Annotated in this window: 24 protein-coding genes; 4 read left to right on the top strand and 20 right to left on the bottom strand. The window is 44.4% G+C overall.

The window, feature by feature from the left end; all coding sequences use genetic code 11:
* Positions 1-2 precede the first annotated feature (2 nt).
* The 20 genes from KYS23_RS04160 to KYS23_RS04065 all read right to left on the bottom strand — a co-directional run bounded on the left by KYS23_RS04160 (position 3) and on the right by KYS23_RS04065 (position 18,402).
* Positions 3-1,046 (bottom strand): rod shape-determining protein, encoded by a 1,044-nt coding sequence (locus tag KYS23_RS04160; RefSeq protein WP_013785855.1) that lies wholly within the window; start codon positions 1,044-1,046, stop codon positions 3-5.
* A gap of 271 nt (positions 1,047-1,317) precedes the next feature.
* Positions 1,318-1,869: a pilus assembly PilX family protein gene (locus KYS23_RS04155; RefSeq protein WP_159528055.1), complete on the bottom strand. Its 552-nt coding sequence runs from the start codon at positions 1,867-1,869 to the stop codon at positions 1,318-1,320.
* Positions 1,859-2,722 (bottom strand): prepilin-type N-terminal cleavage/methylation domain-containing protein, encoded by an 864-nt coding sequence (locus KYS23_RS04150; RefSeq protein ID WP_159528054.1) that lies wholly within the window; start codon positions 2,720-2,722, stop codon positions 1,859-1,861. Before KYS23_RS04150 ends, KYS23_RS04155 begins: the two co-directional genes overlap by 11 nt.
* Positions 2,722-3,267 carry a prepilin-type N-terminal cleavage/methylation domain-containing protein gene (locus tag KYS23_RS04145; RefSeq protein ID WP_218395764.1) on the bottom strand — a complete coding sequence of 182 codons (546 nt, stop codon included), beginning with the start codon at positions 3,265-3,267 and terminating at the stop codon, positions 2,722-2,724. Before KYS23_RS04145 ends, KYS23_RS04150 begins: the two co-directional genes overlap by 1 nt.
* Positions 3,257-3,814, bottom strand: coding sequence for a prepilin-type N-terminal cleavage/methylation domain-containing protein (locus tag KYS23_RS04140; RefSeq protein WP_159528052.1), 558 nt, complete (start codon positions 3,812-3,814; stop codon positions 3,257-3,259). Before KYS23_RS04140 ends, KYS23_RS04145 begins: the two co-directional genes overlap by 11 nt.
* 14 nt (positions 3,815-3,828) lie before the next feature.
* Positions 3,829-4,332 carry a type II secretion system protein gene (locus KYS23_RS20795; RefSeq protein ID WP_218395768.1) on the bottom strand — a complete coding sequence of 168 codons (504 nt, stop codon included), beginning with the start codon at positions 4,330-4,332 and terminating at the stop codon, positions 3,829-3,831.
* Between the two features lie 107 nt (positions 4,333-4,439).
* The gene (locus tag KYS23_RS04130) at positions 4,440-5,063 is read right to left on the bottom strand and encodes a prepilin-type N-terminal cleavage/methylation domain-containing protein (protein WP_159528050.1); all 624 of its coding nucleotides are present in this window, start codon (positions 5,061-5,063) and stop codon (positions 4,440-4,442) included.
* Positions 5,064-5,108: 45 nt separating this feature from the next.
* Complete coding sequence (locus KYS23_RS04125; RefSeq protein ID WP_218418092.1) at positions 5,109-5,627, bottom strand: hypothetical protein; 519 nt, start codon at positions 5,625-5,627, stop codon at positions 5,109-5,111.
* 83 nt (positions 5,628-5,710) lie between these two features.
* Positions 5,711-6,937 (bottom strand): type II secretion system F family protein, encoded by a 1,227-nt coding sequence (locus KYS23_RS04120; RefSeq protein WP_218395772.1) that lies wholly within the window; start codon positions 6,935-6,937, stop codon positions 5,711-5,713.
* 11 nt (positions 6,938-6,948) lie between these two features.
* Positions 6,949-8,685 (bottom strand): GspE/PulE family protein, encoded by a 1,737-nt coding sequence (locus KYS23_RS04115; protein WP_159528047.1) that lies wholly within the window; start codon positions 8,683-8,685, stop codon positions 6,949-6,951.
* Positions 8,682-9,866 (bottom strand): tetratricopeptide repeat protein, encoded by a 1,185-nt coding sequence (locus KYS23_RS20790; protein ID WP_159528046.1) that lies wholly within the window; start codon positions 9,864-9,866, stop codon positions 8,682-8,684. Before KYS23_RS20790 ends, KYS23_RS04115 begins: the two co-directional genes overlap by 4 nt.
* The gene (locus KYS23_RS04105; protein WP_159528045.1) at positions 9,863-10,777 is read right to left on the bottom strand and encodes an ExeA family protein; all 915 of its coding nucleotides are present in this window, start codon (positions 10,775-10,777) and stop codon (positions 9,863-9,865) included. Before KYS23_RS04105 ends, KYS23_RS20790 begins: the two co-directional genes overlap by 4 nt.
* 2 nt (positions 10,778-10,779) lie before the next feature.
* Positions 10,780-12,450: a pilus (MSHA type) biogenesis protein MshL gene (mshL, locus tag KYS23_RS04100; RefSeq protein WP_218418091.1), complete on the bottom strand. Its 1,671-nt coding sequence runs from the start codon at positions 12,448-12,450 to the stop codon at positions 10,780-10,782.
* 1 nt (position 12,451) lies between these two features.
* Positions 12,452-12,793, bottom strand: a complete 342-nt coding sequence (locus KYS23_RS04095) for a hypothetical protein (RefSeq protein WP_159528043.1) — start codon at positions 12,791-12,793, stop codon at positions 12,452-12,454.
* Positions 12,786-13,430 carry a type II secretion system protein M gene (locus tag KYS23_RS04090; RefSeq protein ID WP_218418090.1) on the bottom strand — a complete coding sequence of 215 codons (645 nt, stop codon included), beginning with the start codon at positions 13,428-13,430 and terminating at the stop codon, positions 12,786-12,788. The genes KYS23_RS04095 and KYS23_RS04090 overlap by 8 nt, the downstream gene beginning before the upstream one ends.
* Positions 13,427-14,056 carry a hypothetical protein gene (locus KYS23_RS04085; RefSeq protein WP_159528041.1) on the bottom strand — a complete coding sequence of 210 codons (630 nt, stop codon included), beginning with the start codon at positions 14,054-14,056 and terminating at the stop codon, positions 13,427-13,429. The genes KYS23_RS04090 and KYS23_RS04085 overlap by 4 nt, the downstream gene beginning before the upstream one ends.
* Positions 14,053-15,018 (bottom strand): hypothetical protein, encoded by a 966-nt coding sequence (locus tag KYS23_RS04080; RefSeq protein ID WP_159528040.1) that lies wholly within the window; start codon positions 15,016-15,018, stop codon positions 14,053-14,055. Before KYS23_RS04080 ends, KYS23_RS04085 begins: the two co-directional genes overlap by 4 nt.
* 92 nt (positions 15,019-15,110) lie before the next feature.
* Positions 15,111-15,659 carry a histidine phosphatase family protein gene (locus KYS23_RS04075; RefSeq protein WP_218395777.1) on the bottom strand — a complete coding sequence of 183 codons (549 nt, stop codon included), beginning with the start codon at positions 15,657-15,659 and terminating at the stop codon, positions 15,111-15,113.
* Positions 15,660-15,793: 134 nt separating this feature from the next.
* Positions 15,794-17,320, bottom strand: a complete 1,527-nt coding sequence (glpD, locus tag KYS23_RS04070; RefSeq protein WP_218395779.1) for a glycerol-3-phosphate dehydrogenase — start codon at positions 17,318-17,320, stop codon at positions 15,794-15,796.
* Between the two features lie 323 nt (positions 17,321-17,643).
* Positions 17,644-18,402, bottom strand: coding sequence for a DeoR/GlpR family transcriptional regulator (locus KYS23_RS04065; RefSeq protein ID WP_159528037.1), 759 nt, complete (start codon positions 18,400-18,402; stop codon positions 17,644-17,646).
* A 157-nt stretch (positions 18,403-18,559) separates the two neighbouring features.
* On the opposite strand from KYS23_RS04065, the gene glpK reads away from it, so the two are divergent.
* The 4 genes from glpK to KYS23_RS04045 all read left to right on the top strand — a co-directional run bounded on the left by glpK (position 18,560) and on the right by KYS23_RS04045 (position 26,145).
* Positions 18,560-20,044, top strand: coding sequence for a glycerol kinase GlpK (gene glpK / locus KYS23_RS04060; RefSeq protein WP_218418089.1), 1,485 nt, complete (start codon positions 18,560-18,562; stop codon positions 20,042-20,044).
* Positions 20,045-20,336: 292 nt separating this feature from the next.
* Positions 20,337-23,081: a TonB-dependent receptor gene (locus KYS23_RS04055; RefSeq protein WP_159528035.1), complete on the top strand. Its 2,745-nt coding sequence runs from the start codon at positions 20,337-20,339 to the stop codon at positions 23,079-23,081.
* A gap of 67 nt (positions 23,082-23,148) precedes the next feature.
* On the top strand, positions 23,149-24,591 hold the full coding sequence (locus KYS23_RS04050; RefSeq protein WP_159528034.1) for an SLC5 family protein: 1,443 nt from the start codon (positions 23,149-23,151) through the stop codon (positions 24,589-24,591).
* A gap of 12 nt (positions 24,592-24,603) precedes the next feature.
* The gene (locus KYS23_RS04045) at positions 24,604-26,145 is read left to right on the top strand and encodes a tryptophan halogenase family protein (protein WP_218395783.1); all 1,542 of its coding nucleotides are present in this window, start codon (positions 24,604-24,606) and stop codon (positions 26,143-26,145) included.
* Positions 26,146-26,181: the final 36 nt, after the last annotated feature.

Here is a 26,181-nt window from a genome sequence, read left to right as displayed (position 1 = left end):
GTTTACTCATAGCTAAACAGGTCGCCACCGTGTAGGTCAATCATATCGAATGCCTTACCACCGCCACGCGCTACACAAGTTAGCGGATCATCAGCAATAACTACTGGAATGCCCGTTTCTTCCATCAACAACCGATCTAAATCTTTCAGTAATGCGCCACCGCCGGTTAATACCATGCCGCGCTCTGAAATATCAGAAGCGAGTTCTGGTGGAGATTGCTCAAGCGCAACCATAACAGCAGAAACAATACCCGTAAGCGGCTCTTGCAAGGCTTCTAAGATTTCATTGGAGTTCAATGTGAAGCCACGCGGTACACCTTCAGCAAGGTTACGACCACGCACTTCAATTTCACGAACTTCTTCACCCGGGTAAGCTGCACCAATTTCATGCTTAATACGCTCAGCCGTTGCTTCACCAATGAGTGAACCAAAGTTACGACGTACATAGTTAATGATAGCTTCGTCGAACTTATCACCACCGATACGTACCGATGAAGAGTACACAACACCATTAAGTGAAATGATAGCCACTTCAGTTGTACCACCACCAATATCGACCACCATTGAGCCAGTTGCTTCTGATACAGGTAAACCTGCACCAATAGCGGCGGCCATAGGTTCATCAATCAAATACACTTCACGTGCACCTGCACCTAGCGCAGACTCTTTAATGGCTCGGCGCTCTACTTGGGTAGAGCCACATGGAACGCAAACTAAAACACGAGGGCTAGGGCGAAGGAAATTGTTGTCATGCACTTGTTTAATAAAGTGCTGAAGCATTTTCTCTGTTACATAAAAGTCGGCAATAACACCGTCTTTCATAGGGCGAATAGCGCGAATGTTACCAGGTGTTCTACCTAGCATTCGTTTGGCTTCTGCACCTACAGCGGCAACGCTTTTAGGTCCAGCAGCACGCTCTTGGCGAATAGCCACTACAGAGGGTTCGTTGAGTACAATACCTTGGTCTTTAACGTAAATCAGCGTGTTAGCTGTTCCGAGGTCGATGGACAGATCGTTAGAGAACATGCCTCGAAGCTTTTTAAACATGAAAAGTGTATTCCTGTTTCTGTGTTATCGCGTGTTAGCAAGGGTGAGATGACAGCGCTTTAACGTGAAGTCGATGTTTATCCGCACACTTTAACAATGGGGGCATATTTGGGCAAGCAGAGAACCATTTTTTAAACAATTAGGTGGCGATTAAGTGGAAACCCACTGCGCCTTCTACTCACTTATTACCAACGTCTTGTTAAGTGGCTACTTTTAAACCAATATGAATAGACCATCATTTGAACCACAAGTTTCATTCTTGGGCCTATATTTATTGTTCAATCATCATTGAGTCAGTGAACGTGTGCGTTGAGATCAACTCACTAGCTGTACACTGAGCGGTGGAGGAAAAACGATAAAAGTAATAGCCTGCGCCTGCAATCGTCGTATTGGTTGTTTGACAACTGGCTTGATAGGTACACCCTTCGAGGCCGCTTACTTCAGCAAACGAAACGGGACTATTTATGGTGCTGTTACAAGATAGTGGGGTTGCACCTGCTGGGTTTGCCGTGGCCTTTATATGCTCTAAGCCCGCTTTCGTTGCTAGCTGGGCGCGAAAACCTATGTTATCCGCAACTACTTTGTTACCAGTAGAAGAAAGTGACGAGGCCAGCGTTAAACCTAACAGCGCCAGCACTATCATAATAAACAATGCCATGACTAACATACTCCCTTGCTGATGCTTTAGTGAGACAGCTGAGTGTGAAGCGTCTGACAGTGTCACTCTAAGACGTGGTTTCCCTGCTTTGTTGCTATCAAACTTCAAAATCGCTTTTTGCTCTGAAAGGCTTGAATGTTCCAAGAAGACCAATTTACGGCGCATTTTCAATTGCCACCTCTGTCGTCAGACTTAATACTTCATCGCCTTTTTGGGTTCGTAGCCTCAACATCACCATATTATTAACCCCACCGTTCACACTGCGAACCTGAAAAGGATCATCGTTTGAGGTGCCGCTAGCAGGCGAGGCAGATAATACATTAATAAAGTCCACCCCAAGCCTTGGGCTACTTGCTAAAGCCAAGGGCTGCGATGTGGTAAACCCAGACTCAATCCGGTGAAGTACCGAACTTCTTAAGCAGAAGCTCACTGCCTTTGAGGCGACATAAGCACGGTTAACTAATGATGCTTCAGCAAAGGCATCGTTTACCGTCACCTCAAGGATATCGTCTGTGCTGTCTCTTGTAGCACAATCGCCATCACCGTCATCAGTACAACTTACAATAGGTTGGCGGTAATCATTAGCGGCGTTATAAACATCTAATACGCTTCTAGGTGCGACAATCACAGATGCACTGGTGGTAAAGGGCTGAATATTATCGAGTGCATCTGCAGGAAATAATATATCGATAGTATTTTCAGTGGCTGGCTGAACGGAAATATCACTGTAACCTGTTATCACATCTGCAGGAACGAATTGTAGGCAGTGTTGAGATGATGAGCCCGTTACTCTCACACTGGCAGGCACAGCGTTTTGTAGTTCACGAGCCATACGATTTATGGCAAAAGACGTTTGGGCAACAAGTTGCTCTCTTTCACTTACACCAACAAATACAGACATGCTGCTGGTAATCACTTTTGCAATGCCGGTGGCTATCACACCCATAACCACTAGCACGATAACAAGCTCTACTAACGTAACGCCTCGAACCTTGTTCATTGGTGTGCTATTTGCCATCAGTAATTCCAACGATAACCGCTAAAGACAATGGTTTCATCGTTAGGGGTAAGTACAGACACGCGAATCAATTTGGCATTGCCTGTATAGCTACCCACGCCCGCAGCATCATCAATACCATCAAGGTTATCATCATAGAACACCACTACGTTGAGCTGGTAACCTTGATATAAACTTTGCCCGCTTTGCGTAATGGCTTGCCCTGCACTGTTTCTAATAACGCTGTAGCCGTGGTAATCATCTACATCATCAAAGGTACTGCGAGTTTCACCATTGTCAGGCCCCAAGTTTGCGCTCGTCGTACAGCTAATAGTGTCGCTACATCGCTCTCCGTCGTTATGGCCACTGCTATTTTCATCAAATGCCTTACTGAGTATTTCTCGTTGCAAACCTTGCGCTAAAACAGTAGCCCGGGCTTGAGTAACAGGCGCCACGCTTTGTTGCGCCTGCGCGCCAAGTAAATCAGTAACAATCAGCATGACGATACTGGTCACCACTAAGCCAATCACTATTTCAAGTAGCGTAAAGCCTCGCTCAGCACGCATAAATAAGCCCCTGAGCTTCAACACAAACACCTACCGTTGCTGTTCCCGTAAAACTCACTCTGCAAATATTTGACGCGCAACTTCCGGTGGCGGTTATTGGCCGACCAAGGTAATCAAAATCAATATAAGAAGGCGAGTCCCCTCCTTCTGAAAAGGTAATAGATACTCCTTTTCCGCCAATTTCGTCACCCCGCGCCGTTAAAAATGTTGGCGCATTAGCGGCAATAGTTGCGCCACAGCTGGTTGATTGATTTGCGTTCACATAGTTAACAACGGTTGGGCCGTAAGCACCGTCACCAGACGAGCTCACAATAGTGCGATAACAATAGCCTGCGCGGTTATCTTGCATGGCCTTACCTTGAATATTTCGCAAGGTAGAGAGAAAACGTGATTGGAGGGAGTATTCTGTGTAGCCAGTATCGTCTTGTATTCGCGCAGAAGCGGATACACCTATAATGCCAATAACGACGATGACAATTATGAGCTCAAGGAGCGTAAAGCCAGCGCCTCGGGCTTGACGCTGGCCAGGAACGAGATGCCTGGCCATATGCTAGGTAATATTTAGCAAGCAGTCGAGGTCAATGTGATAGTAGGTGAACCACCCGCTGCCGCATTTCTATATTCAACATAACAATTAACGTTTTCAAAACCGTCAGGGTAAATGCGAGCCCAAGTACCATTTGCACTCACATACCAATCTGTAGTGCCTTGGTCTGCAGTCGTGTTCACCGCACGAATATCCAGGTTCATGTACGAATCTAACTGCACAGTCGTTGTGTTGTTGTTGTCATCAAAATACGTGCTGTACGGGTAGCCATAACGAATGTTGATGTCAGTGCCGTTCACATTGATAGTCGTGTTGGACGATGCAGTCGCGCCAGCAATAATCGCTTTTGCATGAATAGCTTCCGAAGCACTAACCAGAGCACCTTCCACACCTTCGAGCGTGGCAATACGAGCGTCAGTTTGGAAACCTACAAACCGAGGCGCAGCAGTCACCGCTAAAATACCAAGGATAACAATAACTATGACTAGCTCAATAAGGGTAAAACCACGTTGCTGCATAAAATGTCCTTTTATTTCAATTACGTCTATTATTGCAAAAATGACGTTATTAAATATAAAACTTTAGTTTAAAAATCACTAGTTTACGTATAAAACTCAATACTTAGTTATGAGTTTGAATCGTTACTAAAAACGATAACTTGCCCTATCCGTGGGTCGTACAGAAACCCATCGCCTTGCGTATCATTGGTGGGGGTACTGTTCAGGTTTTTTATAGACTGGCTTAGGTAATAATAGCAAAGGTCATTACCACTTGCGCCGCTGCCACTACTATTTGTCGCAAAGTATCGGTAGCCGTCAAATGGTGACTCTGAAAAACTCGACGTTATGGAAGGCGCACTTTGCATTATTAGGCTAAAAATACTTTCGCAATCTAATGCGGTAATCGCCGTGTCTTGGCTGTTGCCATCACCGTTGAGCAAACCTGTTGGATAACCAGTATCCTGATCAACCGCGACATTAATGCCATCAAGTGTCACAAACGTTTGATTGGTAGACCCATTCTCTTCTGGCCGACCTTCTATTTCCCATTGGGCACGCACAAGCCCTACGCCAGTGGCGAAACCACCTGCAACCCCCTCAACAGTGGCATCTTCGGCTTGCTCAGTAATATCAAGAAAGCGGGGAATGGCCACGGCCGCAAGTAGTCCAAGTAATACGACTACAATCACCAGCTCTATTAGCGTAAAACCCGATTGTTTTCCTGCTATTTGATGCCGTTGTTTTTTCATTTGGACCACCCCAGTTTTTCTCATTATTAAAATTCGGTTTGTTTATTATTGTTCGCCTTCTGGAACCACATCACCACGAAATACAAAGTAATCAAAGTAATCCCCCGCGCTTAAGGAAAATCGGCAACGTGCATTCACGGCTTTATCGTTGACTAGCTCACCACGATAATATTCACCGCGAACATTAAAACCGTTAACTATCATAGGCACAGTTAGCAAAGCGCTCCAAAGGGACTTGCACCCCTGCGTAGACGGTGACACGGCTGGCCATCCCTCATGTCCCATTAAGACAGGCGTGCGTCCAACTTCATTACCTTGCTTATCATAGTGTGTAAGCAGGATGCGGACCGGCCGCCCTTCAGACTGCCACTTCCAATGAGCGGTTACTGCAGACTCTTCCAGCGTCAGCGCTAGCTGCCTGAGCATCTGTGCTTCAAAATTAGCTTCGCTGGTATTTAGTCGCACAATAAAAACGGCCATTAATGAAGCAAACAACGTGATCACTATGATGTTGATAAATATGGATCTGTTATTATTTTTTGCGTCTTCGCTTTTCGTCACCATGTTGCTACCCTTGCTGCTATTACTTTTTAGCAGTCATTAATTGTTCTTAACATACTGTTATAGCACATCTTTAAAATAGGCAGTTATATGCCTTTTATTGCGTTCATCATGTCCCACATGGGAGTAAAAATACCCAGCGCGAGCACCAGTACCATGGCCGCCACAACCACAATTAAAAAGGGCTCAATCTTTGCCGTCAGATTTTTAAGATCGTAGTCAACTTCGCGTTCATAGAACTCCGACGCCTCAACCAATAATTCATCTACGCGGCCTGTTTCTTCACCTACGCGAATCATCTGCATCACCAAAGGTGTAAATAATTCGCTTGCTGCACTGACTCGTGCTAGCCCCTCGCCTTTCTCAATCCGCTCGCGCATCGCAATAATTTTCTGCCCCATATACACATTTCCCACCGCGTCTGAGGTTAAGTTTAGTGCACTGGTCAAGGGGACACCCGCGCGCAACATCATTGAAAAGCTTCGACAATAGCGGCTTAGTAAAGAACGATTAAAAATACTGCCCACGATAGGTAACGACAGCTTGCGTCTATCCCAATTCAAACGTCCGACTTTCGTATTTAATGACCGTCTAACCATGTAGACAATGAATACCCCGGCGGCAATTAACACGTACCAATAGTTCATCAAGAAATCTGATGTGCCAATGAGTGCTCGGGTCATTAAAGGCAACTCGGCATTAAACTTAGAAAACATATCGGCGAATTTTGGGATAACAAAGATATTGAGCACTACAAACGCGCCAGCCAAAGCGATAAGCACAAAGATGGGATAGCGCGTGGCGGCTTTAATTTGTTTACGCGTTTCTTGTTCGCGCTCTAAATAAACCGCCAGTTGAGCAAAGGATTCTTCTAACTGACCTGTGTTTTCGCCCACATGAATAATGCTCACAAACAATTGATTAAAAATTTTAGGGTGCTGGTTTAATCCGGAAGACAAGGTGCGACCTCGCTCTAAACTCACGATAGCATCTTCAAGGGCAAGTTTGAGGCGAATAGAATTACAGGATTCAGCTAAACCAGAAACCGCTTTTAGTAACGGGATACCCGCTTTGGTTAACGAGAACATTTGTCGACAAAAAATAACTAAATCGTCCAAGGTAACTTCGGGAACAAACCAACCTTGCCAGCCAGAAACTACACTTTCTTTTTTATCGCTCATAGGGGCGATGGAAATTGGCGTTACACTACGAGCACGCAACATTGCCGCTGCACTTCCTGCATCGTTGGCGTCTAACTCTCCTTCGGTAAGGGCGCCGTTTCTTTCGCGCCCTTTGTAGCTAAACCGTGCCATCTATCATTGCCTTATTGCGCTGTTGTGTCGTCAGTGGTTTTAGAAGAGGGAGCATCTTGGGCTACCATCTCAACCAATTTTAAGACCTCTTCTACACTGGTCACGCCCATTTTTGCGTAAGTCAAGGCTGATTGGGGCAAAGAGCGATAGCCCGCGCTTTTAGACGCTGCATCACTAAACCCTTGGATATCACTGGATTTTAAATAACTCATCATGTTTTCAGTCATTTCGAGTAATTCAAAAACCCCAATTCGCCCTCTGTATCCCGTTTGGTTGCATTTCTGACAGCCACGCCCTTGTTTAAAGGCAACGTCTGCAGCATTTTCATCAATACCGTTCAACCACACCCTTTCATCATCCGTTGGCGTATAAGAGGTAGTACAATTATCACAAATTCGACGTACCAAACGTTGAGCAATAATGCCTCGAAGGGAACTTGCTACCAAGTAACCGGGCGCTCCCATATCGAGTAAGCGCACTACACTGGATATAGCATCGTTGGTATGCAGGGTGGAGAGTACTAAGTGACCGGTCAATGCGCCACGAAGCCCAATTTCTACTGTTTCTTGATCTCGCATTTCCCCCACCATAATAATATCGGGGTCTTGTCGAAGTGTGGTTCTAAGTATATTCGAAAAAGTCAGGTTTATTTTAGGGTTCACTTGCACCTGATTAATGCGGGGTAAGCGATACTCCACCGGATCTTCTACAGTAATAATTTTCGACTTCGCCGTATTTAATTCGCTCAACGCACCATACAAGGTAGTCGTTTTGCCTGAACCGGTAGGCCCGGTAACCAAAATCATCCCATGAGGACGTCGTAATAAATTTCGTAAGCGGGTTAACTGCGATGAAGGCATGCCGGTTTGTTCAAGGGTCAGTATCCCTGCAGACTGATCAAGCAAACGCATGACCACAGACTCACCACCTTGTACAGGCATGGTGGACAAGCGCACGTCTATTTTGTGCCCTTTAACTTTAATTTGAGTGCGGCCATCTTGCGGTAGACGCTTTTCGGAAATATCTAGCCCCGCCATCAGTTTTAAGCGCAGTACTAACGCCGCCGCTATGCTTTTCTCGGGAATCACTGTTTCTTGTAAAACCCCATCTACCCGCTGTCGTATTCTCAACTGACTTTCATCAGGTTCTATGTGAATATCTGACGCTTTTGCTATCACAGCATCTTCAAAGATAGATTGCAGTAAGCGAGCCACTGTTGTGTCTTGATCGCCCGCACCACCGAGATCTATATTAAAGTTATCTTCGGTATCGTATTCTTCTGCCAGTTCTTGGGCAAAACTCGCAATTTCTTGGGTTTTTCGATAGAACGTATCGTAGGCAGTAAATAGCTGTTGTTCGCTTACTACGGCAAGTTCAATTTGCCTGTTAAGCGTTTCTGAAAGGTGATCGACCGCGGTTAAATCGGCCGGATCTGACATGGCAACAAGCAGGGAATCACCCTTATCATCAATAACCAGTGCGCGATATCGTCTCGCTTGAATTTCAGGTAAAAGCAGTACGGCTTGTTGATTTACGCGGTACTGATCGATATCGATAAGCGGAACATTTAAATGCCGCGATAACAACTCAAGCATTTGGTGTTCCGTCACCAACCCCATTGAAATCAACGTGGCGCCTAACTTTCGGCCCGTACTTTTTTGCTCAGACAATGCCGTCATTAGCTCATCAGCACTGATCAAGTTGTGCTGAACAAGAAGGTCGCCAAGGCGAATTCTGGGTTTATTCATTTTACTACATCCCGAAGCCGAGCTATGCGCTCTTGCACATAGTGGTGTACATCTGGTGATAGTGCCTGCTGCGTATCAATCTGAACCACTTGAGAGTAAGCACTTAACGCCAGTGCAGATTGATGCAGACTGTCAGCACTTATACCAGCACCTAGCCACCACTTGGGCTCTAAAGGTCGCCGCTTAGTTAACGCTAAATAATCATTAAGTGACTTATCGAACGCGCCATGTTGCTGCTGTAAATTCGCTCTAAAACTAAGTAGCTCAATAGACAATGGGTTGCTGGGTGAAGCAACAGCGTCACTTGCGTTTTGTATCGCTATCTTGGTTAGGCCTTGTTTTACATACAAACGCGACAACATAAGGCGAACACTGTGATCGTCCGGTGAGCTCACAAGCATCCGTTGTAATAAGGTTTGCGCTTGTTCTACTTGGCCGCTGGCAAAGAGTAACGACGCTAGCTTCTTCTTAGCCCCAGTATCGCTTGGGTCGCTTTGTACTTTCTGCTGCATCAACCCGATGGCTTCGTTGTAGTCATTATTGGCAAGGGCCAAGCGCACCTGCTCTTCTATCGCAGGCGCGTTGTTTTTGTTATCAACCTGCTTTGAAAAACGCGACTCTGTCGCCCCCTCGACTGTTTTAGAGTTATTTTCTTGCTTCGTTGTAGGCTTCACTGCAGAGGTCGTAGTAGGGGTAGTATCAGGCTTGGTATCTGGGTTAGTTGCAACAAACGATCCTGTGCTTTTTTGAGGAAAGCTAGCGCTTTGATGTTCACGCAGGGTGACTTTGGCAATTTGTGCAGACGACTGTTGCGCTATTTGTGGTGAAGTCTGCAGAGAATTATTCGTGTCGTCCTTTTGCGCCCCCCTAGCCTTACCACTTATTGGTACCGTAGTTTCAGTGCTTGATTGACTACTTTCTATCGGCAAGTTTGCCGAGCGTTGTTGTGTTGATGGAGCCTTGTCTGTATATGTAGTCGGCATTGATACCGCAGATGAAACCGATGACACGGGCTTAAGCAGCACCCACGCGACTAACGCAACGGTCACGCTAACCAACACCACCACAACAATAGTCAGCGAACTTACTGACTTTTTCTGTGGCGCCTCATATCGGGCTTGTGATTGTTCAACGCCCTCGCGAGCCTCTAAATCTTTCAGCATTTTATTCACAACACTCACGCCATGCTCCCAAACTCGAGCATACTGGCAAAGGTAACAGAAACCACCACACCGGCCGCTACCAGAGAAGGCCACAGGGCAAGAGAAGCGTACCAAGGCAGTGTAGTGGCTTCGGTGTCGGCAATAGCCAGCTTGATATGCGATACATCCACTTTGTACTTGCCTTCGCCGTACGCCAGCATCATGGCCTTATGACACAATACGTTGACCAGTCTTGGCGTCCCCTTCGTAGCCATAAACATTAGCCGGCAACATGCTAAATCGAACACCTCTTCTCCTGTGTGCCCTGCTACGACTAAGCGATGTTTTACATAATGGTATATTTGGTCGGTATCCATGTGCGACAGCGAATAACTGAATGTAATACGCTGCTTTAGCTGTCGCAGTTCCGGCATCGAAAGCTTTTGATTGAGCTCTGGCTGCCCAAATAGCACCACCTGCAATAATTTGCGGCTTTCTGTCTCCAAATTCGTCATTAAACGCAGCGCTTCAATACTTTCTACTGGTAACGCTTGCGCTTCATCAATCACCAAAACAGCGCTTCGCTGCTGGGCATTAATATCGATAAGTCGCTCTTGAATACAGTGAGTGAAACGCTGCTGATCGCAGGTTTGCCCAATATCCACTCCAAGCTCGCTTGCCACTGCACGGCGCAGTTCATCTGGGCTTAGAAGAGGGTTAGGAATATAGGCTGATTGAAAATGCGCGGGTAATTCATTAAGAAATTTCCGACAAATAAGGGTTTTACCTGTACCGACTTCGCCAGTCACTTTAATAAAACCTTCACCAGATTTAAGCGCAGTGAGTAACACCTCGCTGGCTTCAATATGGCTGGGTAGGCCGTAAAAAAAGCTGGTATTTGGCGTTAAAGTAAACGGTAGCTCTCTCATGCCAAAATGATACAAATACATACTTAATCCACATACAACCAATCCACCATGTTTTGGCGACTGGTTTCAAGTTGCTGTTCGAACGTGTCGTGTCCTACAACAGTGGGTTTGAGTAAAATAATGAGTTCTTTTTTTGTTTCGCTAACTTGGCGATTCTTGAACAATTCGCCAAACAACGGAATGTCACCCACTATTGGCGTTTTTGATACCACATCAGTTTGACTGGTTTGCATCAAGCCGCCTATCACCACTATTTCGCCAGAGCCCGCACGTATTATAGTATCTGACTCTCGAATGGTGCTTTGTGCCAATGGTAATACAATTTGCTCATCATCCATGGTCACGACTTTTTGCTGCTCAGCAGTTTCAATCACCGATGGGTGAACATGCAATAGTACCGTGCCTTTGTCATCGATTTGTGGAGTCACATCTAGCGCAATGCCCGAGAAAAAGGGCGTAAGTTCAATATCCGGTGATATAGACGTAGTAGTGCTAGTTACCGTGCTATCGCTTGACACATCAGTGACAAAATATTCATCGTCTCCCACTTTTATAACCGCTTTTTGGTTATTAATAGCGGTCACCCGTGGGCTAGAAAGTACTTGTACATTGCCTTGAGTAGACAGTAATGACAGCACTCCAGAGAAGTCTTTGTTCAAAAATGCGAGGCTTGTCACCCCCCCCAAGGTAGCGCTGATATCATTGCCTAAAGTACCTGCAGTGGTTGAAAGTGAAAAGTCTGTATTGCCTGTGTTGGCCAATATTTCATTCCAATTAATACCTTGCTGGTAACCGTCATTCAGTTCCACTTCTAAAATACGGGCTTCCAAAATAACTTGCTTGGTTAAGTTAGCCTCTGAGATTTTCAAAAAGCGGCGTATATCAGACAATTCGTCAGGCATAGCCCGCACAGTAACTAAGCTGGCTTGCGGAGTAACAAATACAGCGCGACCGCTTTCTTTGCCTACCATAGCTTCAAGACTAACCTTCAAGTCGGCCCAGAAGTCTGTTTCGGTGCGAGTGTTTATGGTTGTGCCATTCGGGTTAGTGTTGTTTTGGCTTCCGTAACTATCGGAACTACTGAAGTTGCCGCTGTACGAGCCCGAAGAACCATTGTTGTTATTTTGATTGTTGTTTTGCGTTACACCGCCGGAGGTAATACTGGTTTGGGTTGCGCCATTTCGCTGCATGTAAAGGTAATTTACGGCAAAGGTTTCAGTACGCATACCTGCAGCCCGCACTTTGAAAACCGTTCCTGAGCGAGCAATGTCGTAGCCATATAGGTCACTTAGTAATGACATAACTTCATCTATTGTGACTTGCTTAAGTTGCAGCGATACCGCCCCAGATACTTGTGGATGAATAGCAACACTGTAAGGCGTACCTTCGACCAAACCAGCGAAAAATGCGCTTATAGGCACGTTTTGCGCGTTTACGTCAAAACGTTGTGGGCCAAACAAACTGTTAGTTGAAGACACACTTTCGGGTTCTGCCAATGCCGCAGATACTGCAGAGGGAATGGGAGCCGGAGTATTTAACTGTGAAGATTTACGCGCTTTTTCTGCATCAATTTGTTCTTGTAAGTCTTGTTCAACCTCTGACACAAGCTGCTTTTGAGGCTCAGACGTACTCTGACAACCGGCCATCACTAACGCTATGCTTAGTAAACCAAACAGACGGGGTAACTTGCCCATTTTACAGATCCTCTGATACATTTTTTTTAATTATTGTTATTGGCGCTAAAGACAATACAGTTCGTACGGGCTTGGCATGATGCGTTTTCAAAATTACAACGGTATTCTTGGTTATGCTTTCTACTTTTCCCTCGGCGATATTATCCCCTTCTCTGACCACTTTATTGTTAATTATGGCGTGTTTACTTTGTGCAGAATACATAATTGCACTTAAAGAAAATTCCCCTTGCTGAATAGCACCAATGCCCTTCATTTTGGTATTGCCAGGGCGAGTTGGGTCTTGCTGTGCAAACAACACAAATGAGCTAAGGGTTAGTACTAACGTTAGTATTAGTTTAAACACGGATAAATGTCCTTTGCGTGCTCACGGTATAAAACTCTATCGTCACTTTTCCGTTTGGGTAATCGCTGACTTGGTAATCCATCGCTTCCCAATAAAGCTTTATATTTTCTTTTTGCGCACGTTGAAGAAAATCTCTGATATCAAAATAACTACCGCTGAAAGTAAGGGTTAGGCCATGTCGGTAAAGCGTAAGCGCCGATAAGTCTTCACGTCCAGCAAAGATATTAACAGGGGCAATAGTTGTCATAGATTCCAAGCGCACTTGTTGTGCATCTTCAAACATTCTACTAACCAAAGCCGGCATTTCATCAGGGGTGACTAAGGTTTTAAGTTCATCTCTAAATCGCTGTTCCAATACCGCATCATTTTCTTTTATTTCCGCAATGCTTGATACCAAGGCCTTATCGGGATCCTCATTTAGTGCCTCGAGGTAAATTTCCAACTGTAGGCCTAACGAAAAGGTCTGCGTTGCTTCAGACGCGAGCCTTCTTTCCAGCGATTGCGACTTTTTCCAAAGTGGCTCGATGAAAAATGTGAAACCAATGAGTACTATCACCACTAAGCCAGCGACGAAGAGCATGATGAGTTCACGGGAGCTCATGGCGGCTAATTTATTGTTCAAGCTATCTCTACTCATTCTGGTAACACCTCAGCCTCTTCTTTGGCTGGCTCACTGAGTAACTCAAAAGACAACACGCCATTTGTATTGCCATCTTCGTTGATATCTCTGCTTAATTTTATGACTTCAAATTCTTTTTCTTCAAAGTAAGTACGGTTTCCTAGTCGTTTTAACCAAGCAGGAAGTGCGCTTGGGTCATTTACCTTCCCGTATACTGACAATCCCTCACTGTGTACCACAAATCGCGTTAGCCAAAGAGAGCCATCAGCGACATCGGCAAAGCCATTCATAGCTTGGTAAAATGGCGATTGCTCTCGTGTTTCTTGCCCGCTCAATTCTTCAATAAGTAATGTTTTTTGGATTACCGAAAGGTTTAACGTCTCAAGCTGCTTAGATAAAGCATCTGATGGTTTTCTTTCGGCTAATTGAGATTTCGCCGTGGCTAAGTCTTCATCAACTTGGATAGTTCGCTCCTGGGCTTGACTCAGCGCTTCACTTTGCTTTTGAACCGTTGCGCTCAACTTCATCGTAACCAACACCACTATTAGCAATGTGAGCAACCACACTACGAGCATTGTGCCTACGTTCAACCAGCGAAACTCCGGTTTAAACTCTGGCCAATAGAGGTTAATCCGATGTCTCATTTTAGCCCTCCTGCACTACTCAGTGTAGGAGGCGCAATAGGTTGTGGTGCCAAAGCACAAAACGCAGCACTTAAGCTCACTAAGTTCAGCCGATAAATATCAATCTCTTCGCTTGCTTGAATAGGAGAAATTAACTGATCGATTTCTGCCGGAATTAACTGGCTAAGCTGCATCTTAAGCGTAGTAGAATGCGGGGAGTCTAACCGAAATAAAACCGACCGGATGGGCGGTTGGCGCAACTGACTTTCAAAGTGGTCCATTGAGCGCTGAATTTGCACACCCAAATTATCGAGCAACCCCATTTCCAACTCTTCTTTAGAGAACGAGCCTATATTTTCAAACCCTTTTAGCCGCCGAGAAGAGTAAAGGTTACCGTCCTTAACGACATTCAAAACCACTTCTTCGCCTGCTTCTTGTGTTAGCAATACGGTGGCGCCTTCCATCGATGGTACGAGCTCGCACAGTGCTAATTCAGCAGTCGTGATTTCTTTTAGGGTGACGTCAGCAGATTGAATATGGCTGACAACGTCAGCGATAACAGCGCGAGGAAGTGCGAATACGTTTACCTTATTGGTTCCTGCAAGTGGTACCGGTAAATCTACATAATCAAATACATATGATTTGTCGCTACCTAATATTTCAGCAACAGACCACTGCAGTGCACCGTGAACTTCGCCTTCCTCTACATGAGGGCGGTCTAGCTGCAACGCGTTGTACCAACTGTGTGACAAACACACGCAGGTTGAGATACCAAGGAGCTTTTTTTCCTTTAGCCAACCATGAAGCTTTTCACCCCACTTTTCTGGAGTTACCGTTTCTTCGGCCACTAAAACTATTGAATTTTGCTCACGCTTTACGATACAGAAGGATACCGACTCAGCATCAACAGAAACGCCGAGTACATGGTGCTTGGGAACACGTCTAAATTTCTGCGTTAGGTATTGGCGCCATCCAATGTGCATTGTAAAATCTTTGACCAAAAATAATAGTGTTATTACAACAAAGTAATAACAATAGCACCAGTAGACGAAAGTTGTTTATTTTTAAGAATATTTCAATTTTTTATTAGGCGAGTTACGCCCCAATATCCGTTATTTTTTTCCGTTATTTCCCAGCCTTTTTTAGCGAGAAAAACGCGAATATAACGATTACTCATACCATGTCCAAACACAACGATATGAGAATGTTTTTCTGCTTTCTTTTCGAGCTCATTTGCAGCTTTACACACCCGTTTTTTAGCTTCAACAAAAGACTCAAACCGCCCTGCTTTACCACAAAACCACATTAACCTGTTCAGTAAAACCCAATGCCACGCCTTTAATCTTAGCGGTAACCTGTAATAAGGAATATCCATTTCTTTTAACTCTGGAATCACATCCACTGCGGGCTTGCCCATATAATAGTTCGCTGAAAGCTGCGCTCTTTTAAGCGGGCTAGCAATGACGTGATGCGTAGAAAAATGGCGCTTTTCATCTGGATAATAGGCATTGTCTAAAGGTGACTGATTGTATTGGCGTACCCAATTGGTAAATTCACCCGCACTTAATTTATTATTGTGAGCAGACAACGGCTTTCCGTGCCGAATTAGAATTATTTCCTTCATTCTATCTTCCTCTTTCTTAATAACTTTAAAAACCAGTTGGCCAAATATATCGCCGTTTTTAAGCATCTTGAACATAAAAAAGCCCGCATTTTATCAACACAAAATGCGGGCTTTTAAGATTGTATAGTGAATATCTACGCAGATTGCTGCATTTCGACACTATTAGAAATACGGCTCGCAATGTAGCTTTGTAAGCTAACTTGCTCACTTTGACTCAACCGCAAACCATGTTTAGTACGGCGCCAAATGACGTCTTCAAGGGACATTGCCCACTCGTGGTTAATAAGGTAGTCAACTTCAGCTTGGTACATGTCGGCGCCAAAGTTCTCCCCCATGTTATCAAGACCGTTTTTGCCTTCAAGGAACTTAGTACACAGCATGCCGTATTGACGCGCATAGCGAACACCTACCGATTCAGGTAACCATGGGTAATCTTTTTGTAGCTGTTTAACCAAATCTGTTTTATTAGTAAAAGCGCCACCTGGAAGTGGTACATCTTTGGTCCAGGCTTTGCCTGCCTTTGGAAACAAACTAGTTAGCTTATCTACCGCATGCTCGGCCAGTTTCCTATAGGTAGTAATTTTTCCACCGAAAATATTAAGCAATATTGGCGAAGACTCAGAGCCGCTTAGCTCTACTTTGTAATCGCGAGTTAGCTCTTGCGCAGACGCATTTTTTTCTTCAAGCAACGGGCGAACGCCACTGTAACTATGAACAATATCGCTTTCGTCGACTTTCGTTTTGAAGTATGTATTAACAACATCAATAAGATATTCAGTTTCAGCTTCAGAAATAGCGACTTGCGATGGCTCACCAACATAATTCTCATCGGTAGTGCCAACGAGGGAAAAGTCGTCTTCATAAGGAATAACGAAAACAATACGGCCATCTTTATTTTGAAGAATATAAGCCTCATCGGTGCCGTAAAGTTTAGGCACAATAAAGTGACTGCCCTTCACCATACGCATTGCATTCGGATTTTTGGTGTCGGCAAGTCTATCAAGAAAAGAAACAGCCCATGGGCCGGCAGCATTAACCACAGCCTTCGCATTAATTGTAAACGTTTTCCCTAATGAGTCTTTTAAAGTGGCTTTCCATAACTTATCTTGTTTTTCTGCACTAACACATTCAGTTCGGGTATAAATGCTAGCGCCTTGATCTTGCGCCGCTAATGCATTCAATACCACTAAACGAGCATCGTCTACCCAACCATCCGAATATTCAAAACACGTTGTAATATCATTAACCAAGGGGCTTGTAGGCGACGTAGATATTTTCTTCGAGCGTGGTAATACATTACGCTTAGCTAACGAATCGTATAAGAACAAGCCGATACGAATCATCCATGCCGGACGAAGATGTTTTTGATGGGGTAAACGAAAACGCAAAGGCCACATAATATGTGGGGCTTTTTCTAATAGCACTTCACGCTCTGCGAGTGCTTCTTTTACAAGACGGAACTCATAGTGCTCTAAATAGCGTAAACCACCGTGAATTAATTTACTGCTAGATGAAGACGTTGCACCTGCAAGATCGCCTTTTTCACATAATGCTACCGAAAGTCCGCGACCGGCCGCATCTAATGCAACTCCGGCACCATTTACACCGCCGCCAACCACTAATACGTCAACGGTTTGTGTACTATTTGTATTCTGTGTCATGTTCTTGCCCCTTTCGGCATCACTAGCATGCTGGCTATTTGACAACCAAAAAGAAAACATGTCAACACAAAACGAACATTAACGAACATTGATGTGCAATTTTAACTTACGTTATTGAAGTGCTTTCATACAAAAACATCTCTTTATGGAATTATCTTTTCGCAGATGATCGGTTGTAATCATATAGACATAAGCTTACTTATCCGAAGCAGTGAATACGTAACTAACAAGGAAGTTAGCCTTTGTTACAGTGCCAAGTTTAGTGCCGAGATGTGCAGGTAGGTGTTAGACCGTCAGTTAGTACAATGGAGCAAGTTGTGCGCTTACGCCTTAATGAAACTAATGTTGTTTTCGTCAATAATTTTTTGAATAGCGGGAGGGGGAGTTTGCTCGCATACCAGGCAATCTACCTGAGAGATATGCCCTTGTTCGACCATGGCTCTGCGCTCAAACTTACTATAGTCTGCCGCAAGAATGACGTGTTGGGTATGTTCCAATATCGCTTGCGATACCTTTACTTCTCTAAAGTCAAAATCGAGCAATGCACCATCGGCGCTAATACCACTTATCCCTATAATGCCGTAATCCATTCGAAATTGACTGATGAAGTCGCAGGTTGCTTCCCCAATGATACCGCCATCTCGGTAACGCACTTCGCCTGCGGCGATAATAACCGAGAAGTCTTCTTTGGCAGAAAGAATAGTCGCGACATGAATGTTATTCGTTACCACGTGCAAGTTTTTATGATTAAGCAACTTGCTTGCGATCATCTCGGTGGTAGTGCCAATATTTATAAATAAAGAAGCCCCGTCGGGGATCATGCTAGCCACTGCCTCAGCGATTCTTTCTTTTACTTCGCTGTTTTGTGTTTTGCGTTCTTGATAAGGGGTATTTTCCCAACTTCGATTGAGCCCAGCACCACCATGGTATCGACTAACAATACCGGCCTCGGCGAGCTGGTTAAGATCGCGGCGAATAGTTTGGGGGGTAACGTCACAGCGAGTGACCAAGTCGTCAATAGACATGAAGCCATTTTGTTTGATAAAGCTAACAATTTTTTCGTGTCTTTGCGTTTGGTTCATTGGGTGATTCCTTGTGGCGATTTAGCCATTATACGTGGTTCACCTTTGCCTGCCTATGGCAATTCGAACACCCAAATGTTCGTTTTCGAAAATATAGCATTGTTAAACAGGTGTAAATGGTGCAAACTCTTAGCAAATTATGTTCAGGAGACGTGTCATGGGCCAATACATTCTTGCCATAGACCAAGGAACCACGAGTTCACGTAGCATTATCTTTGCGCCAGACGGCGCCATTGTAGCCGTTGCGCAACAAGAGTTTTCTCAGAAATACCCTCAAGATGGATGGGTTGAGCATGATCCTGAAGAAATTTGGGAAAGCGTAACCACCACCATGAAGCAGGTGTTTGATAGGTGCTCGTTATCACCTGAAGATATCGCTACGGTTGGCATCACTAACCAACGCGAAACCACATTGGTTTGGAACAAAGACACAGGAAAGCCCGTGTACCCAGCCATTGTATGGCAAGACAGACGTACCGCTCAGCAATGTCGAGAGCTCGATGACGATGAAAGTTTGGTGGCGCATATCACAGAATCCACAGGTTTGTTGCTAGACCCTTATTTTTCAGCCTCTAAATTGGCGTGGATCTTAGATAATGTAGAGGGTGCTAGAGAACAAGCCGAAGCAGGCGAGCTTCTTTTTGGTACGGTGGACACCTTCTTAATTTGGCGTTTAACCAATGGCGAATCACATAAAACCGATGCCACGAATGCTTCACGCACCATGCTGTTCGATATTAATGAACAATGCTGGAACGAGCGATTACTCAGCACTTTTAATATACCCAAAACAATGCTTCCTGAAGTCATGGATTGCGCTGATGAATTCGGGACTATTAGTCAAGATATTATTGGTCAAGCTATTCCAATTCAAGGCGTTGCGGGCGATCAACAAGCTGCATTAGTAGGCCAAGCTTGCTTCGAAAAAGGCATGGCAAAGAGTACTTATGGTACGGGTTGCTTCATGATTTTGAATACAGGCGACAAGCCTCTTCAATCTAAGAACCGCCTACTAACTACGGTAGGCTATCGTTTAAGCGGGAAAACCACATACGCCTTAGAAGGCAGCATCTTCATGGCAGGCGCTACCGTACAATGGTTACGAGATGGCTTGAAGCTGATTGACGATGCTTCCGAAACCGAAGCCTTGGCGCAAAGAGCACGACAAGATAATGGTGTTTTCCTTGTTCCAGCATTTACCGGATTAGGTGCACCTTATTGGGATCCCGATGCACGAGGCGCAATTTTAGGCCTAACTCGAGACACCGGTATTAGCGAAATTGTTGCCGCGGGTTTGCAATCGGTATGCTATCAAACCAAAGACTTACAAAAGGCCATGGAAAGTGATGGTGCACGGCCAACAACTATCCGCGTAGACGGCGGGATGTCTCGAAACGATTGGGTAATGGGCTTCTTGTCTGATGTATTAGGCGCCGAAGTTGAACGCCCTGAAATTACCGAAACCACCGCGCTTGGCGCCGCATTCCTTGCTGGCCTTCAAGCTGGCATATTTTCGTCGGTAGATTCCCTTACCGAGTGCTGGAAAAGTGACAGTATTTTCACTCCTCGGCTTTCAAAAGAAGAGCGTGACAAGGCCTATGACGGTTGGAAAAACGCCGTTGCTCGCATTCGCTGCAGTTAATTTACTCCTCCCTTATATGGCGCGGTAATAAACCGCGCTTTTAATATAAAAAAATATTTTTATAACATTGTCATTACAATGTAAATTTGTGTTACTATCAAAAATTAAGGAAAACGTTTACCTTTTTCCTTAATTTTTAAAAGCCTTTAATTTCAATATCTTAATAAAAACAATTAGAAATTTAGGTTACGCAATGTGTAAAAAGAATGTTAATAATCTTGATCCGAACATACTTATTACGCTATTTGTACGCTAACTAAGTAGAAAATAGCCTACTCACGGAGAAAACACAGTGACACATAAAATTAACACATCATTATTAGGCCCAATGGCGAAACGCTCACTACTAGGTGTAGCTATTGCTTCTGCCTTACACGCCCCGTTGGTATTCGCTCAAGAAGAAGCGACACCTTCTGAAGAACAAGTTGAAGTTATTGAAGTTAAAGGTTTTACCAGCTCTCTAAAAGCATCAATGTTAGATAAGAAAGCATCTGATGTTGTTTACGACGGTATTACAGCTGAAGATATTGGTAAATTTCCAGATCAAAACGTTGCAGAGTCGCTACAGCGCATTACTGGTGTTGCTATCGATAGGAGTGGCGGTGAAGGACAATTCATTACAGTACGTGGTTTCGGCCCAGAATTTAACACCGTATTGGTAAATGGTCGTCAAATAGCTACTGAGAACCAAGGTCGAGCGTTCAGCTTCGACACGCTTCCTGCAGAATTAATTAGTGGTGCAAAGGTATACAAGAGCCCGCTAGCATCAATGCAAGAAGGTGGTATTGGTTCGACTGTTGAAGTTACCACTGCACGTCCTTTCGCATTTGATGGCTTTAAAGCCGTAGCAAGCGTTAAAGGCATGTATGAAGACATTTCAGAGGAAACAACACCACAATTATCTGGCCTTGTTACCAATACCTTTATGGATGGCAAGCTTGGCGTTTTAGCTGCTGCTTCCTTCCAGCAACGTAAGCTTCAAACAAACATGTTGGAAACACGCTACTGGCGTCCAGGTGTTAGCATCACAGATCGTTCAGAACTGGATAACCCAGACTATGCCGATAGTTCACAATACAATGGCGTTTACGTTCCACAGAACTTTGACCAAATTGTTGACTTGGTAGATCGTGAAAGAACATCTGGAAACTTAGTGGTTCAATATGCTCCGAATGATGACATGACTCTTACGTTAGATGGTCTTTATTCTAAATTCGAGGTTGATTCAGATGCTCACAGTGTGGGTCACTGGTTTACTGATAGCAACTTAGACAACATGACCTTCAACGAAAACGGCTCACTAACTAGCTTAGATAGCACATTAGTTGAAGGCGTGGGTGGTGCAACTGACTTTATCCGTCGTCGCTATGGTCGTGACGTTGAAATTCAGGCATTTGGCGCAAATTTTGAATGGTTAGTAAATGATAACCTAACTGCTGTTTTTGACCTTTCAACATCAACGGCAGAAGACAACAGTGGTGGTGATAACTTCTTCACCGTTGTGGGTTACAACAATGCTTACAGTGTTGACTACTCTGGCACCACACCGACACTATCGGTAGATGGCGGCGCCGATGCACTTCAAACTCCGTCTTTAGGCCGCATGCACTACAATGAGCGTAACGGTTTTGATACTGAAGATACTATTTCAGAGTACCGCGCCGACTTTACGTGGGTACCTGATTCAGATAATGCCTTCTATAAGATGGACTTCGGTGTTTACTACCAAGATCGTGAAAAAGATAACACTCGTCGTTTCGCATCAGCCTGTAACGTTTATTGTGGTTACAACTTCGATCTCCCAGATGAATTGCTAACTGTTTTCACTGCAGAGAACTACTTCGCTGGCGTACCTAACCAATGGTTAACGTACGATCCTGAAGCTTTCTTTGATTATGCAAACTCCGACGCGGCTGCACAGCAAATTGCTGATGCAACAGGTTTATCGTTTGATGATGTTCGCGCGACACTAGATGCGACCAACATTGGCGACCCACAACCAAGCGCAGACTCGTACGTAGTAGGTGAAGAGCTTCTTAGTGTTTACACACAGTTCTACTTCCAAACAGAAATTTCTGATTTACCTTTAGATATCAACTTTGGTTTCCGTTATACAGAAACTGATACTTCGGTAGATGGAACCATACAAGAAGTACAAGATCTTCAGCCTATTCCGAACGATCCGTCAGATTACAATATTGTTTACGCTACCGATGTTGGTACGCCAATTAACGAAAAGAATAGCTACTCTTCGTTGTTGCCTAATGTAAACGTTAAACTACAATTAACCGACGACTTATACCTACGTTACGCGTACTCAGAAACACTAACCCGCCCAATGATGGACGATTTAGTACCTGTATTTAACGTAACAGTATCTCGTCCTGGTAACCTTCAAGCGCAAGCCGGTAATACTGAACTTCAGCCTTACCAAGCTACCAGCTGGGACGTGTCGTTAGAATGGTATTACGATGACACTAGCTACTTCTCAGCAGCCGCTTTCAATAAAGAAGTGGAAGACTTTATATCTTCATCTACTGAAGAAGAATCTTTATTCTTAGACAGCGGAGAGTATGTATTTAGCGTACTTCGTCCACGCAACGGCGAAACGCTAAATGTAGAAGGTCTAGAGCTAGCATGGTTACATACGCTAGAAAATGGTTTCGGTATTCAAGCTAATGCCACCATCGTAAACTCAGACGCTGAATTCAGCTTACCGGGTTTAGGTAACTCTCAAAACATTACGCTTTTCTATGAAAAAGACGCGTTTCAAGCACGTGTTGCTTTGAACAACCGTGAAACTTTCATGCAAGAAGCAGTAAGTTCACTGGGTGGAACAGAGCCTCTTTTCACAGAGACTTATACCCAGGTAGATATGAGTGTTAGCTACGATGTTAACGAAACCGTTACGGTATTCTTCGAAGGTATCAATATCACAGAAGAAGAGTTAACCCGTCGTGGTCGCCTTTCTGAGCAGTTCGTTCAACAAGTGAATGATGGTGCTCGCTATGCGGTTGGTGTACGTGCTAACTTCTAATTAAACCTAGAATGAAAGGGGGCTAACCGGCCCCCTTTTTGTTGTTTCTACTGCTGAGGAGTTTTTTGTGTCAGGCAGCTTAATCCAAATCATCGTTTTCTTCGTTATTACTGCGCTTATAGGCTTACTTACCTATATTAAGTGCCGCGGACATGGACACAGTACGGCAAGTGAAACTAAAGAATATTTTCTAGCTGGCGGCGGTCTTACATGGATCTTTGTCGCGGGCTCTATTACGTTAACTAATTTAAGTACCGACCAATTGGTGGGTATGAACGGTAACCAAATGGCGTTACTGGCGTGGTGGGAATTTGCCGCTGTTGTTGGTCTTATTATTCTTGCACGTGTATTTCTTCCCGTTTATTACCATTACCAGTGTACAACTACGACCGAATTACTAGAAAAGCGATATAACAATAAGCATATTCGTGCGCTTATCGGCTTACTTTTCTTCTTAGGCAGTAGCCTTATTTTCATGCCTGCGGTTATTTATTCTGGCTCGTTATTCATGATAAATATGTTTAACTTAGATGTGCCTCTAATGTACGTGGCAACAGCCTTTGCCATTATTGGTGCCTTGTATGCCATATTCGGTGGTTTACGCGCAGTGGCAGTATCAGATACCTACTCGGGGGTGTTGTTGCTGGTTATGGCTATTGTGGTAGTGATATTAGCCATGGTGGCTATCGACTTTGATTTCTCGGGCATTCCCGCTGAGCGCCTAACGTTAATTGGCGATGCAGACTCACCGTTACCGTGGCAAACACTATTAACCGGTATGATCTTTATTCAAACGTTTTACTGGAGTACTAACCAAACCATTACACAACGTGCTATGGCTGCACCCAATATTAAGGAAGCGCAAAAAGGGGTGTACGCAGCAGCTATCATTCGCTTTATTATTGTTCCTAGCATCATTGTTGTACCTGGCATTATCTCATTCAAACTTTATGGCGACATAAACGATGCAGCCTACGGAACATTAGTAGGTGACGTACTTCCTGATTGGTTGTCGGGCGTATTCGCAGCTGCATTAGCGGCGGCGGTACTCACAACATATAACAGCAATCTAAACTCAGCCACGGCATTATACGTGTGCGATATACACGAAGCTTATGTGAACAAAAAGCCTGAAGTGGCCAAGTTAGGTGGAATTGTTACCGCAATTCTTACTGTAGTTTCACTGGTAATGGTGCCTATCTACGCGCAAGCCGAAAGTATCATTAACTTGTTACAACAACTCTATGGTTTGCTTAGCATGCCTATACTTTCTATTTTTATAGTCGGCTTGTTGTTTAATAACGTTAACCCATATGCAGGCATTACTGCTGTTATCTTTGGCGTGTTACTATATTCATTCTTTAGCTTCGTGCACGCCCCCTTTGGTTTGCATTATATTCACCTTATGTTGGTTACCTTAATTTGCTGTATTGGTGTAGCCTTGGGTGTAAATAAACTCGTATTTAGACAATCGGCGCAATGGCGCGGCAGATTGGTAGATGCAGACTAGGTAGCGCAGCGTATGACGCCGGTAAATAGTGTTGTTATTGTGGGCGGAGGCACAGCGGGTTGGCTTACTGCTGGTCTGCTGGCTGCTACCCACTCTAAACAAGGCTCCACCGGCGCACGTTTGTCTGTAAAGGTTATTGAATCTGATTCGATTCATCCTATTGGTGTGGGTGAAGGCACTTGGCCTACTATGCGCAGCACCCTAGCTAAAATAGGAATTGAAGAAGCTGCACTCGTCCAACAGGCGAGTGCGACCTTTAAACAGGCGAGTAAGTTTGTTCACTGGCACACTGAAGGGGAACGCACTGGATACTACCACCCCTTTAGCGCGCCCCAAGGCTCGGCTACTGTAGATATAACCCCTTACTGGTTGTGTAACACTGCATTACACGAATATGCCTCAGATGTGTGTTTTCAACCTAGCCTGTGTGAACATGGCCTAGCACCCAAATTAACGGCCCATTCAAAACAAAATTTCAGTGCTAATTATGGCTATCATCTTGATGCCGGTAAATTCATTAGCGTATTGCGTGAACATTGTAAGAAAGAGTTGGGCGTCGAACATATTATTGATGATGTCACCGATGTTGCTACTGATGACGCTGGCATAAAGCACGTCGTCACAAAAAATAATGACCATATTCGCGGTGATATTTTTGTTGATTGCACGGGTTTTAGTGCACATCTTATCGAAAAAGCACTAGATGTTCCCATGGAAGATGCATCCTCTGTATTGTTTTCAGATTCAGCTTTAGTGCATCAAATTGCATATTCTGATGAACATCAGCCTATTGCTTGTCACACCCTTTCTACCGCGCAAAAAGCAGGTTGGATATGGGACATTGGTTTGCAAAATCGTCGGGGCACCGGTTACGTTTATTCGTCAAAATTTCAATCAGACGACGAGGCAACTCAAACGTTTACGGCTTATCTAAAATCGATAAATCCCGACGAAGAGTTACCTTCTACTTTTAGAAAAATTAATTATAAAACTGGCTATAGAAAACGTTTCTGGGAAAAAAATTGCGTAGCTATAGGTTTATCTAGTGGCTTCTTAGAACCCCTTGAGGCCTCATCACTGATGTTAATTGAGCAAAGCGCAATTCAACTTGCAGAGCAATTACCCCCCTATACACAGGTGATGCCCCACGTGGCGAACCGCTTTAATGAAGCGCTAGCTTATAAGTGGCAAAGCACTATAGCGTTTTTAAAACTGCACTATGTACTTAGTAATCGTAACGAGGATTTTTGGTTAGCAAACAGAGCACCACAGAGCATTCCACAACGGCTAGCATCTTTGCTTGAAGAGTGGCAATACCGCCCTATTCTCGATAGCGACTTTACTGATAGAGATGAAGTATTTAGCGCACAAAGCTATCGCTATATACTTTATGGAATGTCACATAAAACCGACTTGAGCCAATATGTGCGTTCAATGAGCCAATACGACGGTGCCGATAAACATTTGCAACTGAATAAAGCCCTAATCGCTCAATTGATAGCGCGCCTTCCTTCTCATCGTGGATTAATTGATACAATGCTTAATAAGTATTAAGCCTAATACACCTTAATTTAACCATCAGGTATTGTT

This window comes from Alteromonas lipotrueae (assembly GCF_019249255.1).
GTDB lineage: Bacteria > Pseudomonadota > Gammaproteobacteria > Enterobacterales > Alteromonadaceae > Alteromonas > Alteromonas lipotrueae.
The sequence above is the reverse complement of the archived record's forward strand: the minus strand, read 5'-3'. Positions and strand labels throughout refer to the sequence as shown.

What these genes read in the sequence shown, in the direction of transcription:
- KYS23_RS04090 (WP_218418090.1), bottom strand. Translation starts at nt 13,430, where the DNA reads ATGAGTAGAGATAGCTTGAACAATAAATTAGCCGCCATGAGCTCCCGT.
- KYS23_RS04115 (WP_159528047.1), bottom strand. Translation starts at nt 8,685, where the DNA reads ATGAATAAACCCAGAATTCGCCTTGGCGACCTTCTTGTTCAGCACAAC.
- KYS23_RS04065 (WP_159528037.1), bottom strand. Translation starts at nt 18,402, where the DNA reads ATGAACCAAACGCAAAGACACGAAAAAATTGTTAGCTTTATCAAACAA.
- KYS23_RS04075 (WP_218395777.1), bottom strand. Translation starts at nt 15,659, where the DNA reads ATGAAGGAAATAATTCTAATTCGGCACGGAAAGCCGTTGTCTGCTCAC.
- KYS23_RS04150 (WP_159528054.1), bottom strand. Translation starts at nt 2,722, where the DNA reads ATGGCAAATAGCACACCAATGAACAAGGTTCGAGGCGTTACGTTAGTA.
- KYS23_RS20795 (WP_218395768.1), bottom strand. Translation starts at nt 4,332, where the DNA reads ATGCAGCAACGTGGTTTTACCCTTATTGAGCTAGTCATAGTTATTGTT.
- KYS23_RS04145 (WP_218395764.1), bottom strand. Translation starts at nt 3,267, where the DNA reads ATGCGTGCTGAGCGAGGCTTTACGCTACTTGAAATAGTGATTGGCTTA.
- KYS23_RS04160 (WP_013785855.1), bottom strand. Translation starts at nt 1,046, where the DNA reads ATGTTTAAAAAGCTTCGAGGCATGTTCTCTAACGATCTGTCCATCGAC.
- KYS23_RS04125 (WP_218418092.1), bottom strand. Translation starts at nt 5,627, where the DNA reads ATGGTGACGAAAAGCGAAGACGCAAAAAATAATAACAGATCCATATTT.
- KYS23_RS04130 (WP_159528050.1), bottom strand. Translation starts at nt 5,063, where the DNA reads ATGAAAAAACAACGGCATCAAATAGCAGGAAAACAATCGGGTTTTACG.
- KYS23_RS04120 (WP_218395772.1), bottom strand. Translation starts at nt 6,937, where the DNA reads ATGGCACGGTTTAGCTACAAAGGGCGCGAAAGAAACGGCGCCCTTACC.
- KYS23_RS04105 (WP_159528045.1), bottom strand. Translation starts at nt 10,777, where the DNA reads ATGTATTTGTATCATTTTGGCATGAGAGAGCTACCGTTTACTTTAACG.
- KYS23_RS04080 (WP_159528040.1), bottom strand. Translation starts at nt 15,018, where the DNA reads ATGCACATTGGATGGCGCCAATACCTAACGCAGAAATTTAGACGTGTT.
- KYS23_RS04085 (WP_159528041.1), bottom strand. Translation starts at nt 14,056, where the DNA reads ATGAGACATCGGATTAACCTCTATTGGCCAGAGTTTAAACCGGAGTTT.
- KYS23_RS04140 (WP_159528052.1), bottom strand. Translation starts at nt 3,814, where the DNA reads ATGGCCAGGCATCTCGTTCCTGGCCAGCGTCAAGCCCGAGGCGCTGGC.
- mshL (WP_218418091.1), bottom strand. Translation starts at nt 12,450, where the DNA reads ATGGGCAAGTTACCCCGTCTGTTTGGTTTACTAAGCATAGCGTTAGTG.
- glpD (WP_218395779.1), bottom strand. Translation starts at nt 17,320, where the DNA reads ATGACACAGAATACAAATAGTACACAAACCGTTGACGTATTAGTGGTT.
- glpK (WP_218418089.1), top strand. Translation starts at nt 18,560, where the DNA reads ATGGGCCAATACATTCTTGCCATAGACCAAGGAACCACGAGTTCACGT.
- KYS23_RS04045 (WP_218395783.1), top strand. Translation starts at nt 24,604, where the DNA reads ATGACGCCGGTAAATAGTGTTGTTATTGTGGGCGGAGGCACAGCGGGT.
- KYS23_RS04155 (WP_159528055.1), bottom strand. Translation starts at nt 1,869, where the DNA reads ATGCGCCGTAAATTGGTCTTCTTGGAACATTCAAGCCTTTCAGAGCAA.